11 protein-coding genes are annotated in these 14,914 nt (G+C 64.0%); 4 read left to right on the top strand and 7 right to left on the bottom strand.

What is annotated here, in order from left to right; translation table 11 throughout:
- Nucleotides 1–406: 406 nt before the first annotated feature.
- The 3 genes from HNQ08_RS27315 to HNQ08_RS09585 all read right to left on the bottom strand — a co-directional run bounded on the left by HNQ08_RS27315 (nucleotide 407) and on the right by HNQ08_RS09585 (nucleotide 3,114).
- A complete protein-coding gene (locus HNQ08_RS27315) occupies nucleotides 407–1,138 on the bottom strand; it encodes a GGDEF domain-containing protein (protein WP_184130703.1) in 732 nt (243 codons plus the stop codon).
- Nucleotides 1,123–2,823 carry a PAS domain S-box protein gene (locus HNQ08_RS09590; protein WP_184130700.1) on the bottom strand — a complete coding sequence of 567 codons (1,701 nt, stop codon included), beginning with the start codon at nucleotides 2,821–2,823 and terminating at the stop codon, nucleotides 1,123–1,125. Before HNQ08_RS09590 ends, HNQ08_RS27315 begins: the two co-directional genes overlap by 16 nt.
- A gap of 120 nt (nucleotides 2,824–2,943) precedes the next feature.
- Nucleotides 2,944–3,114 carry a hypothetical protein gene (locus HNQ08_RS09585; RefSeq protein ID WP_184130697.1) on the bottom strand — a complete coding sequence of 57 codons (171 nt, stop codon included), beginning with the start codon at nucleotides 3,112–3,114 and terminating at the stop codon, nucleotides 2,944–2,946.
- A gap of 66 nt (nucleotides 3,115–3,180) precedes the next feature.
- On the opposite strand from HNQ08_RS09585, the gene HNQ08_RS09580 reads away from it, so the two are divergent.
- Nucleotides 3,181–4,776: a histidine kinase N-terminal 7TM domain-containing diguanylate cyclase gene (locus tag HNQ08_RS09580; protein ID WP_184130694.1), complete on the top strand. Its 1,596-nt coding sequence runs from the start codon at nucleotides 3,181–3,183 to the stop codon at nucleotides 4,774–4,776.
- 222 nt (nucleotides 4,777–4,998) lie between these two features.
- Here HNQ08_RS09580 and HNQ08_RS09575 read toward each other — a convergent pair whose 3' ends face one another.
- The 3 genes from HNQ08_RS09575 to HNQ08_RS09565 all read right to left on the bottom strand — a co-directional run bounded on the left by HNQ08_RS09575 (nucleotide 4,999) and on the right by HNQ08_RS09565 (nucleotide 7,250).
- Entirely contained in the window at nucleotides 4,999–5,292 is a 294-nt protein-coding gene (locus HNQ08_RS09575; RefSeq protein ID WP_184130683.1) for a DDE-type integrase/transposase/recombinase, read from the bottom strand.
- Between the two features lie 527 nt (nucleotides 5,293–5,819).
- The gene (locus HNQ08_RS09570; RefSeq protein ID WP_184130681.1) at nucleotides 5,820–6,392 is read right to left on the bottom strand and encodes a chloramphenicol phosphotransferase CPT family protein; all 573 of its coding nucleotides are present in this window, start codon (nucleotides 6,390–6,392) and stop codon (nucleotides 5,820–5,822) included.
- 381 nt (nucleotides 6,393–6,773) lie between these two features.
- Nucleotides 6,774–7,250 (bottom strand): DUF4188 domain-containing protein, encoded by a 477-nt coding sequence (locus HNQ08_RS09565; protein ID WP_184130679.1) that lies wholly within the window; start codon nucleotides 7,248–7,250, stop codon nucleotides 6,774–6,776.
- A 70-nt stretch (nucleotides 7,251–7,320) separates the two neighbouring features.
- On the opposite strand from HNQ08_RS09565, the gene HNQ08_RS09560 reads away from it, so the two are divergent.
- Entirely contained in the window at nucleotides 7,321–7,857 is a 537-nt protein-coding gene (locus tag HNQ08_RS09560) for a PadR family transcriptional regulator (RefSeq protein ID WP_184130677.1), read from the top strand.
- Between the two features lie 206 nt (nucleotides 7,858–8,063).
- On the opposite strand, the gene HNQ08_RS09555 is transcribed toward HNQ08_RS09560, so the two are convergent.
- Complete coding sequence (locus tag HNQ08_RS09555; RefSeq protein WP_184130675.1) at nucleotides 8,064–9,920, bottom strand: delta-60 repeat domain-containing protein; 1,857 nt, start codon at nucleotides 9,918–9,920, stop codon at nucleotides 8,064–8,066.
- Between the two features lie 367 nt (nucleotides 9,921–10,287).
- Here HNQ08_RS09555 and HNQ08_RS09550 point away from each other — a divergent pair, with 367 nt between their 5' ends.
- Nucleotides 10,288–11,088 carry a carboxypeptidase-like regulatory domain-containing protein gene (locus HNQ08_RS09550; protein ID WP_184130672.1) on the top strand — a complete coding sequence of 267 codons (801 nt, stop codon included), beginning with the start codon at nucleotides 10,288–10,290 and terminating at the stop codon, nucleotides 11,086–11,088.
- Between the two features lie 217 nt (nucleotides 11,089–11,305).
- Entirely contained in the window at nucleotides 11,306–14,809 is a 3,504-nt protein-coding gene (locus HNQ08_RS09545; protein ID WP_184130669.1) for an ATP-binding protein, read from the top strand.
- The last annotated feature ends 105 nt before the right edge of the window (nucleotides 14,810–14,914 follow it).

Raw genomic sequence — 14,914 nt, 5'->3', positions numbered from 1 at the left:
AGATGTAGACGTACGGGTAATTGAGAGAACAAGCCCATCTGGAGAGCCGTAAGTAACCCCGTATAGGTTGCCCACTGGTGGCGCAGACAGACTGCCCCGCTTCAAAGATGCCTCAACGCAGGAGCTCCTACTGCTGCATCATTGAATCCGATCTCGAACAGATGTGGCCAAGGGCTCCATATCCGTTAGCACACGGCTGCGTTGGACCCCTGCTTAGGCTGGGGTACGGTCGACGACTGTCGGTCATGCTGGGGGTCAAGCTTACAGGCTTGATGTCGCTCGCACTGCGCCCCTTGGTTTAGCGCTTTCCATTGCTCGGGTATGGCTTTTGCTGACAAAGCCGTGTTTGCTTGCTCGAACGGCAGGTGCAGCACGTAAGGATGAAGCCCTGCGACTGATGATGGCCTTAAGCCCATCCGTACGCAGGCTTGCTCTTGCGGTGTCTCTTGTGCTCGTACATTCTTTGGTCTGCGCAGGCGACAAGCTGTGCGAGGAAATGCCCGTCGTCTGGACGGAAGGCGGCACCCGCACTCGCACCGCACCCCATCAGCTGCGGCAATTTACTCACCCGATCTGAGGCGGCCTGTACGCGGTCAAGCATGCTCTGGGCCTGCTCCTGTCGGCATCCAGGCAGCAGCACCAGGAATTCATCCCCGCCTAGGCGGAACACCTGATCCTGTTCTCGAAATTTCTCCTTCAATGCCCGCGCAAACTCCTGCAGGAGATGGTCTCCCACATGATGGCCAAAGGTGTCGTTCACTTCCTTGAGACCGTCCACATCCACACTGAGCAGCCCGAACGGCTCTGCGGGACGCAAACCAAGCTCGTCGAGTGCCCGGTTCATGGCTCTACGGTTGCCCAGCCCAGTCAATGCGTCGGTCAGCGCGGCGTGTTCCACTTGCCGGAACCGCCCCTGTCGCTCCCATGCCACCCGCACGGTCCGGGCGGCCGCGCTCAGGAGCGCTCGGTCGCGCTGCGACCAGGCTGTGGCCGGCTGGGTCCGGGAGCCAGCCAGCAGGAATTGCGTCTCTTGAACCATGGCCAGAGACACCCAGGCCTCGCTCGTCTGCTTCTGTGCATCCAGCCCGGAGCTGTCGATGATCGTGACCGAGTCCTCATGCCCTACCGTCCAGCGCACGCTGTCCTGGACATTCCAGATGCCTGGAGCGGGCTCATCTGGTGGCCATGCGGTGACCACCTCACCTGTTCATCCCGCACCACGAGCACGCTGGCACGGCTCATGCCAAGGGCTGGTCCCAGCAGGTTCAGCACTTCCGCAGCCGTGGCCGCCGGATCAAAGTCACTCTCCACCAGGGCAGAGATGGCCAGCAAGGTCTGTGCGAATGCAGCTGCATCCTGTGCCTTCATGTGCAACTCGGCCCGCTGCAGCGCCGTCGACACAGATTGCGCCGCTGTCTCCAGGAGTACCCGCTCCCATGGCTCCCACAGCCGCGCCTCACCCAGGCGGATCGCGCACAGCACTTGTGTGACCGTACCCTCTCCGCTAGGCAGCGGCACCAGCGCTACACTCCCCGCGCCATGGGAGGTCAAAGGTGGCTGGCAAGTCTCGCTCAGGTAAACGGTGCAGCCGCCCAGGGTGTCCCAGATTGGCCCCTCGTCCGGTCCGAGAGCCAGAGCGGAGTGCGACTCTCTGTCGGCAGGAAAGCCACCAGACGTCGCCTGAGGAACAAACTGATCTCTATCCCGCCGGTAGAGGGCGAGCCACGACAGCTCCATGGATTGCGCCAGCAAGTTCAGTGCCTGCCGCGCCACGCCCTTTGGCGTCTGTTCCTGCTCCAGGCTGTGGGAGAGGGTTGCCAGAATCCGCACGGTCTGCTCGTTGCGTTTCTGTTCCGTCAGGTCCGTCACCGAGGCAATCGACCCCATCAGAAGGCCGCCCACCACGCGGGGCGCTCCGGTAATCAACACGGGCACGGCCTCGCCGTCCATGCGCCGGAGCCGCGTCTCATAGGCGGTCGTTTCTCCCGTAGCGCGCCTCTGCAGCGCTTCTCGCACCCGGGAGTGTTCCTCGCTGACTGTCACGTCAAAGGGCGTGCACCCCAGCAGGGCGTCTGGCGCCATGCCGAGCATGCGGGCAAAGGCGGGATTGACGTACTCAAACCGGTCGTGCAGGTCAGTCACTGTAATGCCCTGCGCTGTGGTCATCACCTGCTGCGCAAAGTCTCTCTCCGCGACGAGTTCGCCCTGGACCCGCCGGATCCGGCGGTCCAGGGGGCGGAACACCCACTGTCCGAGGATAAAGAGCAGCACGATCACGCACGCGAGCCGCAGTCGTGCGGTGGCGTTCATGCTCCGGATGTGCGCCTCCCCATGGTCTTCCAGAGCAGTGATCGCCTCGTCTAGCACGCGGATGAGTGACCCAGTTGCCTGTTCCTCCAACCAGCGGACATCGGAATTTCGCCGTCTCAGCTGCTGGTCGGGCGTCAGGAGGATGCTGTTGGCGGCGGCAAGATATCCCTGAACCTCCACGTCCAGCCGTGAGTACAGCGGTGACACCGTCATCTGAGGGTCATTCAACGCCGTGGCCTTCACCCACGCCCCGTGGCCTTCACGCATCCCGGCAACACTGCCCTTCAAGCGCGTGCGGGCCTGCTTGCGGTCTTCCACGGGCAGCGCGGTAACCAGCTGCCAGGCATGCCGAGCCACTTCCTCGGCATACACGCGCTGTCGGCCCATGATGTTCATGACTGAAACTTCGGTCAGGAGTTCGCTGGTGTCACGCTCCAGGACCGCGTTGGACCACACGCCGATCAGGGCGATGGTGGCAAGCGCCCCCCACGCCACACGGCGCAGATTTGGCATACCAGCGGAGACCATACCGCATACTAGGCGGGCAAGTCTCACAAAACGCAGACAGCCGCCCTGTCCCGCGCCTCCCTTTGTAGATGAAGATGCCATTTTTCTGTTGTTGTCAAAACACTCTCAAGCGCGAGATGGTACATCATCTCTCATTGTGCTCATCTGAATATCGGCCTTCCCCAGTACTTTGAAGGTCACCATGCCATGACCAGCTTGGTTGCCTGCGGCAAGTGTCCACGGCATAGCGCAGAATGCTGCAAGACCAGGCGCTGTACCTTGAGACAAAATGATCATTTCTCTCTCCTTTCGCTGGATTGGGGTGGGCGTAGGGCCAGGGGCGGTCTGGCCTCCGCGCAGCCTATGACCGAGGCCCTCGCAACCGGATACGCCACATGGTTATACGTCACCGGGCTCGCGGCCCTGGGCACCGCCCGCTTCGTCTGGCGACGCCGGGGTGCGCCAGGCGCCGGCCCCCTCGCCTTGCTGCTGCTGGCCCTCGCGCAGTGGACCCCGACCTACGCGCTGCACTGGGACAGCCCTTCGCCCCGACTGCAACAGTTCTGGTTGGACGCCACTTTCTTCGGCGTGGTGAGTGCGCCGGTGTGCGTGTGGCTGCTCACCCGCGCCTTTACCCAACCGAACCGGCCCATGCATGCCGGGGCCTGGGCCGCTCTGCTCGCGGTACCCGCCGCGACCTGGGGTCTACTGCTGAGCGGCGATCCAGGCGGGGTCCTGTTCGGGCAGCTGGGAACGTTGGAGGCCCATACCAGGCTTCAGGGCGGCCCCGGGTTCCCGGTGGTGGTGGTACATGGTTACGGCTTGATGCTGCTCAGTGCGCTGCGGCTGGCGCTGTTCTTCCGGAGCGCACCGGACCTGTACCGCCGTCAGGCCGGGGTGCTGCTGGCGGGCCTGGGGCTGCCCTGGATCGTGAACCTGGTCAGCGTCATGGGCCTGAGGCCCTTTCCTGAACTGGACCTAACCCCCATGCTCTTTCTGAGCACCGCACTGGTGTTCCTGTGGGGCCTGCTGGGATTCCAGCTGTTCGATCTCGTGCCGGTCGCGAGGCATCAATTGATTGAGCAGATGGGGGAGGGCGTGGTAGTACTCGACCGGGCGGGTCGGCTGGTGGATCTCAACCCGGTGGCAAGGCAACTCGCCGACCCAGCGCTGCCTACCCCGCTTGGCCACTCAGCCGAACGGGTGTTTGCCCAGTGGGGTGTGGCAGCGTCGTCCCTGGGCGCCTTGACCCGAGGCCGGGAGGCGGCGTCTGCTGAATTGACGCTGGGCGAACGGCATCTGGAAGTGCGGATCACCCCCCTGCGTGACTCCCGGAAACAGGTTCAGGGGCGCATCGTGGTATGGCGAGACGTCACGGCTCAACGCGAGGCCGAGGCCAAACTGCGGCGCGCCCACGAGCAGCTTCAACTGCGGATGGCCGAGATTGAGCGCTTGCAGCACGCACTGCGCGAGCAGAGCATCCGTGACCCTCTGACTGGCCTGCACAACCGCCGGTACCTGCAAGAAGCCCTGCTGACCGCCCAGGACAGTCCGTTCAGCGTCGTGCTGTTCGACCTTGATCACTTCAAAGCCATCAACGACATGGCAGGGCATGCTGGGGGCGATGCTGTCCTGCGCCGGGTGGCCGCCTGTCTCCAGGCCTCACGGCATCCCGGCGAGACGATCTGCCGCTACGGCGGAGAGGAGTTCATCGTTGTATTGCCTGGTCTGGACAGCGATGCTGCCGCCTGCCGGGCAGAACAGTGGCGCAAGGAGATCGGGGCGCAGCAGGTGACGCATGGGGCCTATCACCTGCGCGTGTCCATATCGCTGGGGGTTGCCAGTTTTCCACAGCACGGCCCTGACCTCGACAGCGTGCTTCTGGCCGCCGATCAGGCGCTCTACCAGGCCAAGACCCAGGGGCGTGACCGCTGGGTCTTGGCCGCGCCCGTGGTTTGAACGAGACGCCCAGCACCGAGTCACCCTACCCCGGCAACTTGCCACGATTGTGTGGCCTGAACTGGCGTCACGGCAGGCTGAGGAGAGGGATAGCCTGAGGTTCAGGCCACCCCTGCTACGACGGTCAGCTACGTCTGGAACGCTTGATTTTGGTGGGATTTTCTGTTTACGGCAGTGACGCTGATGGGGAATGATGGTGATTCGTGCCCTGGACGTGGAAGCTCAGGCATTCTTGAACGCGTTTTCGTCGCTCGGTTGTCGAACACGGTGCCGTGGAGATCGGCGTTCCTGCAGGGTGATGTTGTTGCATTGGGCTATTGAGATCAACTGCTGATGGTTGACCTCTTCCAGACTTGCGATCTCGTGAACCGCCGCTCCGTCGCTGCGCAGCCCCTCGGTCTGCATCACCTCCGGGACCACGTCTTCCCCAAGCAGCCTCATTAGGAAGGTCTTCGCTGCCTCGGTATCGCGATGCCGTTGGAGGAGACGATCAGGGACGCATCCGTGCTCGTCCACGGCCCTTCAGAGCTAGTGGCGAACCCCATCAACGCTCGTCCAGAATTCATCCAGAGACTACCGGGCATCCTGGCATTCCCTCCCGATGGCGTAGGGCTTCAGCGAAGAGGGGGCCGAACGTGATCCAACATTGTCGGAGGGTCTCGTGGCTGACATTGTGGGCCATGCTGATGCAGCACTTGTTGGAGATCACGGGAGTTCAGCGGACATCGGTGGTGCAGCTTTTTGGCGTGCTGGATAAACGTCATGGGCTAACGGTGTCGGTAGGGCCTGGCATCCGTCACGGCGGGTCAGGCTACCCCAATCACGTTACGGCAACACAACCCCATGCACACCTCATCCTGGTAGCACCAGTGCCCCGGGATTTCTCCATGATGACGAAGCTCTTCAGTCAGCAGCGGCACCGCGTGGGAGAGTCGACGGCCGAACTGTGGGGAAGCTGATCGGAGAGCGTTGGCGGGAGGACTGCGGTCAATTGCGGGGGTCCGCCCCTATGGTCCCATTGCCAGGACCGCTGCGGGAGCGAGTCAGCCCCCGTCCAGACTCTCCGTGAAATTGTCCGCAGTCCTTCGCGCCGCCCAGCCTTGAATCACCCGCTCCACCTGATATTCCAGAGAATCACGGCAATCAATGTTAAGGTCGTAGGCGCTGAAGGTATGAACCGTCTGCGCGTCGCGGCGGGCCTCACCGATCTTCCGATCTCCACGGGCCGCCTCCCGCCGCTCAAGTTCTTCGACTGGGCAGTGCAGACCTACCCAATAAACGTCATATGGAACCAGCAACTCGTGCAGACGATCACGTTGCATAGTTGTCTCGATGATGAGGTCCGCCACCAGATTGTTTCCAGCGCTCAACAGCGCAGGTATGCAGCGATAGTAGCCGTCGAAGACCTGCGGGCGAATCCGGTTCCAGTTGCGGACTCGGCCCTCAAGTGTCCGCGGCAGGACATCAGCGTCGAACATAAAGAAATCAAGCGAGAAGTGCAGAAACGGTCCTGCGGCAGTGTCTGGCAACGCATCCCGCAGGGCGCGGCAGAGGGTGGTCTTTCCAGCGCTGGATGCACCATTGATCAGAATGAGCTGGCCAGGCGGGGGTGTCATGGCCCCAGTTTCTCAGATGCATCAACGAACGTCCCGGGAAATTATCGCAGGATGTGGGAAGAGGTCACGCGGTGCAGAGCGGTAAGAAGCACCTTGGTTGCCGGTTTCCTTCGCAATGATTAGAGACGTTGTCCAGCACCTCAGCGACACCCGAACCGCACGTGCATTCAGCGCAGGGGTCATATAGTTTGATTGGACATTGAATGTGATCTGGAATCTTCCCCTGGCTGATGACGATGGAAAGCGACTGGATGGGACGGGCGACCTTTCATGAGGTAAGGCCCTTTGGTTCGGAGCCAACTGGCCTATCAGCGGAATTTGAAAACTTCCTGGCCTTATCAAGCAAAATCAATAACTTGCTTATCTTCGGTTCCCCTGCGATCAAGCCGTAGGGGAGTTGCCAGTAAGCCGTCCTTGCGCCGTCTGTCTGTAACCCGTGGCCTGGGTCAGGGTGCCGGCGCGGCCCAGTCCGGTGGGCGGCATGTTCACGTACACGGTCTCGTATGCCCCTGCCGCCACCTGATACGTCTCGTGCCAGATGCCCACCGCACCATCTGCCGCCCGTGCACCCTGATTGAAAGCGCGCCAGGCCGGCAGGTGCGCCTGTTCCCTGGACGTCGCGTATTGGTGCAGATGCTCCATGCTGCGCCAGTACTGAATCTGTGTCAGTCCATAGAACTGAGAGCCAAGCAGGCCCAGTTCGGGGCGGGTCTGCAACTCCCGCAGCATCCTGGGCATCGCCTGAGCGACGGGCAGCCAGGCCTGGATTTTCCAGGGTTGATTCACCCGCATGCCAATGATGAAGACCACAAAGTCCCCCTCGATTTCTGCGGTCAGTCGCCGTAGTGCACTCGCCATGGATCCCCCTTTCACCATCTAATTTGAACGGTCCAGTATGGATGGTCTGAAACAATCGTACACTGCCCCTATGCCTGATGCAAGCCTGGGACCTTCCGCCTATATCGTGCTGGGCCTCCTCGCCCAGTGCGGGCCTCTGACCTCCTACGATCTCAAACGCCAGGTGGACGGTTCCGTCGGCTATTTCTGGAGCTTCCCCCGATCCCAGCTGTACGCCGAGCCGCAGCGTCTGGCGGCCCTGGGCCTGCTGGCCGAGCAGCAGGAAGACGGTGGAAGGCGCAGGCGCACGTATAGCCTCAATCATGCGGGGCGAGCGGCCCTCACCGCGTGGCTGCAACAGCCTGCAGGCGAAGTGGAACTGAGAGATCCGGGTCTGCTCAAACTGTTTTTCGTGTCGCAGGGGCCGCCGGGGACCCGTCAGGCCCTGGCCACCGAGCAACTCGCCGTGCATCGGGCCCGGCTTGAGGTGTATGAACACCTGACCACGCAGCTTAAAGGTGAGGCGGCCGCTGACCTCCGGACCGAACCTCTGGGAATGGGAGTGCTGTACGAACGCGCAAGCCTGGCTTTCTGGACCACAGTGTTGGAGGATGCTGGAACGGACTGACGCGAACCGCGTCATATGCGTGGGGTAATACGGACACGGTTCGGCCTGACACGGGGCAGCAGACCTTGCTTGTTTACTTGGATCCAGTGACCTTGGATCCCTTTGAGGTTCCGAAAGAGGAGGGGCCGCGTCCAGCTAGTGGCGTGACTCCACCACATCCGGCATTTTGAGGGGGATGGCATCCAGGACCGGGCTCTTGCGAAGTCTCAGGGCCAGTAGCGGGTCAGGGTAAAGGCGCTGTTGCTGTCACCGGCCAGCACGATGCGCGTCGCGGGAATCCGGTCATCGGGTTGTAGCAGCGCGGCGCGGGCAGTGGACCGCTTGCCGGTGGCACCCCTGGTGATGCTAGTCCCGCCGACCCCGAACTCCGGATCAACTTGACCGCTCCGGGTCAACCGGGTCACAGCGAAGTTGTCGTTGGAGCTGTTGCCCTCGTAGACCCAGCTGCCAACAACAACTTTCCCGTCGGTCTGCAAGGCGACAGCTGTCGCCACGTTCCAGTTGCTTGGGTTCAGTTTCAGCACGGTCCTGCCGGCGCTGCCGAACGTAGGGTCAGGTGCGCCGTCCGCGGTCAGGCGCACCACCGCCGTGTTCATCTGGTCGTGCCCGCCGACCACCAGGCGGTTCTGATCGTCCACCACGACTGACGTGGCCCCACTGTTGTTTCCGGGGAAGACCTTGTGCACCCTGCCAGCTGTGCCAAAGGTGCTGTCCAGCGCCCCGCCCACGGTGTACCGGGCGAGTTGGAAGGTGTCGCCGCCCGCCGCGACGATCCTGTCTCCCTGCAGCGCCAGCGCGGCGATCTTGTCTGAACCGCCGGAGGGACTGATGGACGTCGTGACCCGGCCGCCGTCGCCGAAGCCAGTGTCCAACGCGCCGCTCGGCAGATAGCGGGCCAGCGCGAAGTCCACGCCGCTGGTCGCGCTGGAGAAACTGGCCTGACCACCCACCACAATGTGACCGTCCGGCTGAATCAGCACCGCGTTCGCGCGGGCGTTGTCGCTGCCCGTGAAGGCGGTAGTGAGCTTGCCAGCCGTGCCAAAGCCGGCATCGAGTGTGCCGTTGGCGTTCAGACGAAGCAGGCCAAAGCGCTCCTCTTCGCCGGATTCAGTTGTGCCGCCGGCCACGACAATCTTGCCGTCCGGCTGGACAGCGACGGCGCGGGCAATATCGCGCCCCTGGGCAAAGTCGACGATGACCTTGCCGCCACTCCCGAATGAGGGGTCGAGCGCACCGTCGTGGGTAAACCGGGCAATGCCGAAATTTTCGAAATGGGGACCGTAGGTGCTGCCCACCACGATCAGTTTCCCGTCGGGTTGCAACGCAGCGGCGTAGCCGTAGTCCGCTGCCTCACCCAACGGATGTCTGGCGATTCCGCCCGTTCCAAAGGTGGTGTCCAGGCTGCCTGCCGTGCCGCGCACGGTCACGGTCACCGTCCTAGAGACCGCTGCCGACCCGACTGCTGCGCCGCTCAGGAGAACGGCGGTGGGCAGCGAGTGGGCGGCGTTCGCGGCGGCGCTCACGGTCACCGTAGCGCTGTCGTGTCCCTCGGGGATGGTCACGCTGCCGCCCGAGACTCCGGCGGGGAGGCCGGACAGGCCGACATTCACTGCGCCAGTAAAGCCCGACTTGCGGACGACGTTGACCGTCAAACTGGCACTCTTGCCCGTGATGACCGGGAGCTTGTCGTCGGAGAGCGTGAGGTCAAAGGTGCCGGCGGACTGGGTCTGGTTAACGGTGACTTCTGCGGCGCTGCTCGTGACGTCGTTTGCACTGGCGATAATCTGCGTGCTGCCCGCGGCAAGTCCCTTCACCACTCCACCGGCCACCGAGGCCACAGTCACATTGCTTGACTTCCAGGCGAAGTCGGTGTTCGGCACGCTTTCTCCCTGCGCGTCCCTGGCAATGGCTGTCAGGGTCGTGTCCTGACCGACCGTGAGGCTGGCCGATGCCGCACTGAGTTCAATGGTTTTGACAACGGCGGTTGGGGCCGGCCCCCCGGTGGTGCAGGCGGACAGGGCGGCGGTGAGCAGGAGGGCATTCAGACAGGGCAGTTTTTTCATGGGTGGACTCTCCTCGCCAGTTGGGCGAGGCCACCTTAGGGATCCCAGTGTGATTGACACGTGACATGGCGATGGGTGACGTTCCACACTGGGAATGCGCCGTTCGCCCAGGTACCCTGCGAGCGCCAACGACCACTGTGTCGAGACACCGTCTCCCGGATGCCCAGCTTCTGTTCTTAAACTCCACACGGAGCGTCGCCTGTGATGGCCTTGCCACTCACACAGGTTGGCACCCGCCCACCAGGACGTGGCTGCACGGGTTCGTGGTGCTGTCACAGCCGGGTCACACGCGTGGGCCTAACGTGCCGACGCGGTCAGTCAGAAATGGCCGCCTGTGACCTTGAGCCTGACCCCTGGAGGAAACATCATGAACAGTATTCGCGAGTCCGCGCTTCTGCTGACGGCCCTGCTGGGCTTGAGCTTGGCTATCACGGCCTGTGGGGATGCCGGCGCAAGCCCACCGCCGGGCAGGGAAGATCCGCCCCCGGCTCAGGCGGGCTACGTCACGGGGAAGGTGGTGGACGAACAGGGAAATCCTATCGTTCACGCCGAGGTGGTGGCCGACAACACCCTGTTTCACAACACCAACGTCATCGGTTACACGGACGCCTCGGGCACGTACAAGCTCGACATCCGTAAGCCTGTCGGCACCTGGCATGTGACGGCCACCATGAATCTCAAATACGAGGGACAGACCATTGCGGTCGATCTGGTGCCCGAGTCCGATGAGGTGTTGGCCAGCACCGTGGGTGGGGTCAGGAATTTCACCTTCAAGCCAGCGACAACGCAGTACGGCAGTCTGGGCCTGGTCAACATCCGCACAGGCATTGGCTTTTATGGTGATCCGGGTGAGATGACCGTGACGCTGAAATCTGTGGGGATGCTCGCTGACGGCTCCTCCAACAAGACCATCATCGCCAGGCCCTTGCCGTCCGGCGACGGCCACATCATCAAGAACGTGATGTATGGCACTTATCTCGTGACCGTCACTTATCAGGGACAGGATCTCTTTGTTCGCAAAGCGGTCAGCAGCGGCCCGGATGCCACGTACGGCAAAAGCTTCACTGGCGGCTTCTGGAAGGACTTCTATGCCCTCAAGCCCACGATGTTTCTGGAGGTGAGCGACGTGGAATGCCCGCCCATCTTGAGGCAATGTCAGGAGGACTGACCGTACGTCGGATGAGCGCGGAGATGGTGTTCGCCTGACCGGAGTGAACGACGTGGGCGTATGTGGCGGCCTGATGTCGGGGCCACCACTGCGCCACATCTGCCATGCTTTGATCATCCCAAGAGAAGAGACGAACGAGTAAGCCCTCTGCTGTTGGCTACGCCAATGGCGGGGTTTCATGTCCAATCCTTACAGGCGCTGCCTACACTGAGGGACCATGACGGGAGAAAGCCTCACCCCAGCCACAACAGGAACGGGCCAGACCTGGTTCCTGAAGCTGCTGGGGGGCGTGTATGTCCTGGACGGATCGGCCCACCGGCGCATCGAGCCGAGTCTGGCCGCCGTGCTAGCATATCTCGCGCTGCGGGGGCGCACCCACAAATACCGTCTGGCCGGGTGGCTGTGGCCGGACGCTGGTGAGATAGCGGCGCGGGCCAACATGCGCCAACTGCTGCGGCGGGTACGGCTGAGCCTGGGGCCGGATTTTATTCAGGGCACAGGTGAGATTGCACTCCATCCCCAGGTCAGGGTGGATCTGGTGGACTTTCAGCGACAGGTGCAGGCCGGAGCTTTGCACGACATCCTGACCCATCAGGGCGAGTTGCTCGAACACCTGACCTTCGACAACGCTCCGGATTTCGCCGAGTGGCTCGAAGGTGAGCGCGAGCGCCTGCTGCAACTGCGGCTGAGCGCGGCCCTGCGGGCGTCGGAAGCGTTGCGACAGGACGAAAAGAGCGCCGAGGCCCTGCTGTATGCCCAGCACGCCTTGAGTCTGGAGCCCCTGAGCGAGGAGGCCGCCCGGCAGGTCATGATGCTGTACCACGGGCGCGGAGATCGCAGCGCGGCCCTGCAGGCCTATGAGCGCTTCCGTCAGATGTTGAGAGACCGGCTCGGCGTGGAGCCGTCGCCCGAAACGCAGGCGCTGGGCGAGCGGATTCGCCTGGACGCGCTGCCGCGCCTTGCGCCGCGTACCGTCCCAGATCCACTGCCGCTGCCTGCACTGGTGGGCCGTGACCACGAACTGGGCGTGCTGGCGCAGGCGTGGGAGAGGGGACAGATGATCTTCGTCAGCGGTGAGGCAGGGATGGGTAAGACCCTGCTGACCATGACCTTTGCCGCCGGGCGCGGACGCGCGCTGCGGTTTGAGGCCCTGCCCGGCGACCGGCAGGTGCCCTACGTCACTGCTGCCCGGATGGTCCGCCGCCTGCTGGAACACTGGCCCACGGGCCGGGAGCCAGGGGGCCTGCCCGAATGGGTGGCGGGGGAAGTGGCTCGCCTGGTGCCGGACGTGTTCGGGCAGGTGGGTACGCCGCTGACCTCGGCGGCAGACCGGCTGCGCTTCTTCGACGCCCTGATAGAGCTCAACCGTCTGGCCTGCGCCGACATTGATGTGTGTGTGCTGGACGACGCCCACTTTGCCGACGAGGCCACAAGCGAGTTCGCCGAGTATTTTCTTGCGCACCTCGCCTCGCTCCCGCAGGCGCCTTTCCCGGTGTGGATAGACGTCTACCGCGACGACGAACTGCCCGAAGCGGCCCGCCGAACTGTGCAGACGTTGACCGACGCGGGCCTGGCGATCAACCTTCAGCTCACACCCCTGTCGGTGGAGGGCGTGGGCGAACTGCTGGGCATCCTGAATCTTCCAGAAGGCCTCCAGCAGCAGGCGGCCCGTTACCGTGCCTACACCGGCGGCAATCCGCTGTTCATTCTGGAGACCGTGCGCGATCTGAGCGAGGGCACTGGACTAGATGACCTCGCTCGCTTGCCGACCAAGGTGGCGGGGCTCATCGCCCGGCGGCTTTCGCGGCTGAGTCCAGCGGCGTTACAGATGGCGCGGGCGGCAGCCACCCTAGGCGGCGAATTTACCCTGGATCAGCTGGGCGAGGTGCTGGATCTCGGACCGCTCGCGGCGGTGCAGGGCTGGGACGAACTGGGCCACGCCGGAATCGTGCGCGGCGAGTCGCTGGCCCATGACCTGATGCGGGTGGCGATTCGCGCCGGAACGCCAGCGGCCACCCAGATCCTGCTGCACCGGAGTTCGGCCCGGGCCCTTGAACGGGCCCCCGGGCCCAGCAGCGCTCATGCCCAGCGCATTGCCCAGCACTACCAGGGGGGACGCCAGCCTCTGCAAGCGGCGGCGTGGTACCTGAAGGCCGCGCAGGGGCTGGTGGAGCTGATGCAGTACGGCCCGGCCCTGAAGCTGCGCGAACAGGCGGCGGCGCTGTACGAGGAGGCGCTGGAGTTTGATCTGGCCCTGGATGTACGGCTGGGCACCCTGAGCGCACCGTGGGCCGAGGAGCAGCCGGCAGCGCTGAGATCAGTCGTGGACGGGCTGCTTCGCCTCGCGTCAGACGATGTTCAGCGGGCGGCGGCCCGGCTGGGTCAGGCCACCCTGCGTCTGGCTGAATCCAACCTGCAACCGGTTTCTCTGGTGACTCCGGACAGGGCCGCCACTTCCCACCAGATCCGGCTGGAGGCCCTGGACCTGGCGCGAGAGGGTCAGGCGCTGCTGACCCGTGAAAGTGGGCTGCTCCACGACCGCCTGCAGGCGCTGCTGTTGCGCATTGAGGTAAAGGCGCTGGTTTCCGTTCATGATCAGGCGGGTCTAGAGGAGCGGCTGGGGGCTGCCGCAGCGCTACTGACCCACCTCCCGCAGTCGCAGGCGGCGATCCTGTTGCTGTATACGGTGGGAGAGGGCCTGATGCGGCAGGCGCAGCCCGAGGGCGCGCTGGACACCGTGCGGCGTGGTGTCGCCGTGGCCACGGCACTGGGAGACCGGTACGCGGCGCTGGAAGGTCAGTTGCGCGTGGCCACTCTGCTCGAGGACCAGGGGAGGCGGTTGGAGGCCGCCGCGTTGCGGCGGCAACTGGAATCACCGGACAGGGAGCCACAGCTCAGCCGCCTCCATTACTTCAACCAGTTGCGCCTGGCCGCCAATCTGGTGCAGCGCCATGCTTACGGAGAGGCCCTGACCCTACTGGAGCGGGTGGCACGGGCTGCCGACGGGCAATCGCCGGCTGGCGAAGCATTGCCAAGAGGGGTGCTGTGGCGGGCCCAGGTGGACCTGCTGTGGCTGCTGGGGGCGGTTACGGAGTGTCAGACGGCGGCGGAGTGCGCACTGGCCCACCCCATGCCGGGCGACGATGCTGCGGGCGTGCCGTGGATCCGGCTGGCCCAGATTCACGCCTTGCTGGGGCAGGATCAACAGGCGGAGCGAGCGCTGGCCCACGCCGACGCCTTCTTGAGTGCCGCTCCCCATTTGACGTACTCGCGGGGGCTGTGGCATCTGGCCCACGCTGAATTTCGCGCTTACACGCGCAGGGACCGCCGCGACTCACTGGAGACTGTGCTGACCGTGGCTCGGCAACACGGCCACCCGGAACTGCTGACCCACGCCTTGGCCCTGCGGGCGCAGTGGCACGCGGGGGAACAGGACTGGCCTGCCGCCCGGCGCGATGCCGAGGACGCCCTTGCACGCATGACCACCGCCGCGCCGCGCGACGATCACGCGCTGCCGTGGCGGGTCCTTCTGGAACTGCCAGGCGTTGATCCTGCCAAGCATCTGGCCGTCGCAAGCGCGGCCCGTGATTGGATCGGCAGCATTCTTGGACATCCATTGCCGCGGCCCTACCGAGATTCGTTCCTGGCTCGGCCCACCCAGCGGGCCCTCCTGGCGGTCGGGAGCGGCCTCGGCCAGTCACTCACAGGCAAAGAAGACTAAGGGTGATCGTTTCTGTTCTGCGCAACCTTCAAGGATCGAGGTCCGCCAGGCGGCTGCCGCTCACCGCGTTCGCTCCTCCACGCTGCGAAACCTGTGGCTGCGGTC

It is taken from the genome of Deinococcus humi (assembly GCF_014201875.1).
Taxonomy (GTDB): domain Bacteria; phylum Deinococcota; class Deinococci; order Deinococcales; family Deinococcaceae; genus Deinococcus; species Deinococcus humi.
This window is presented reverse-complemented; position numbering and strand designations above follow the sequence as displayed.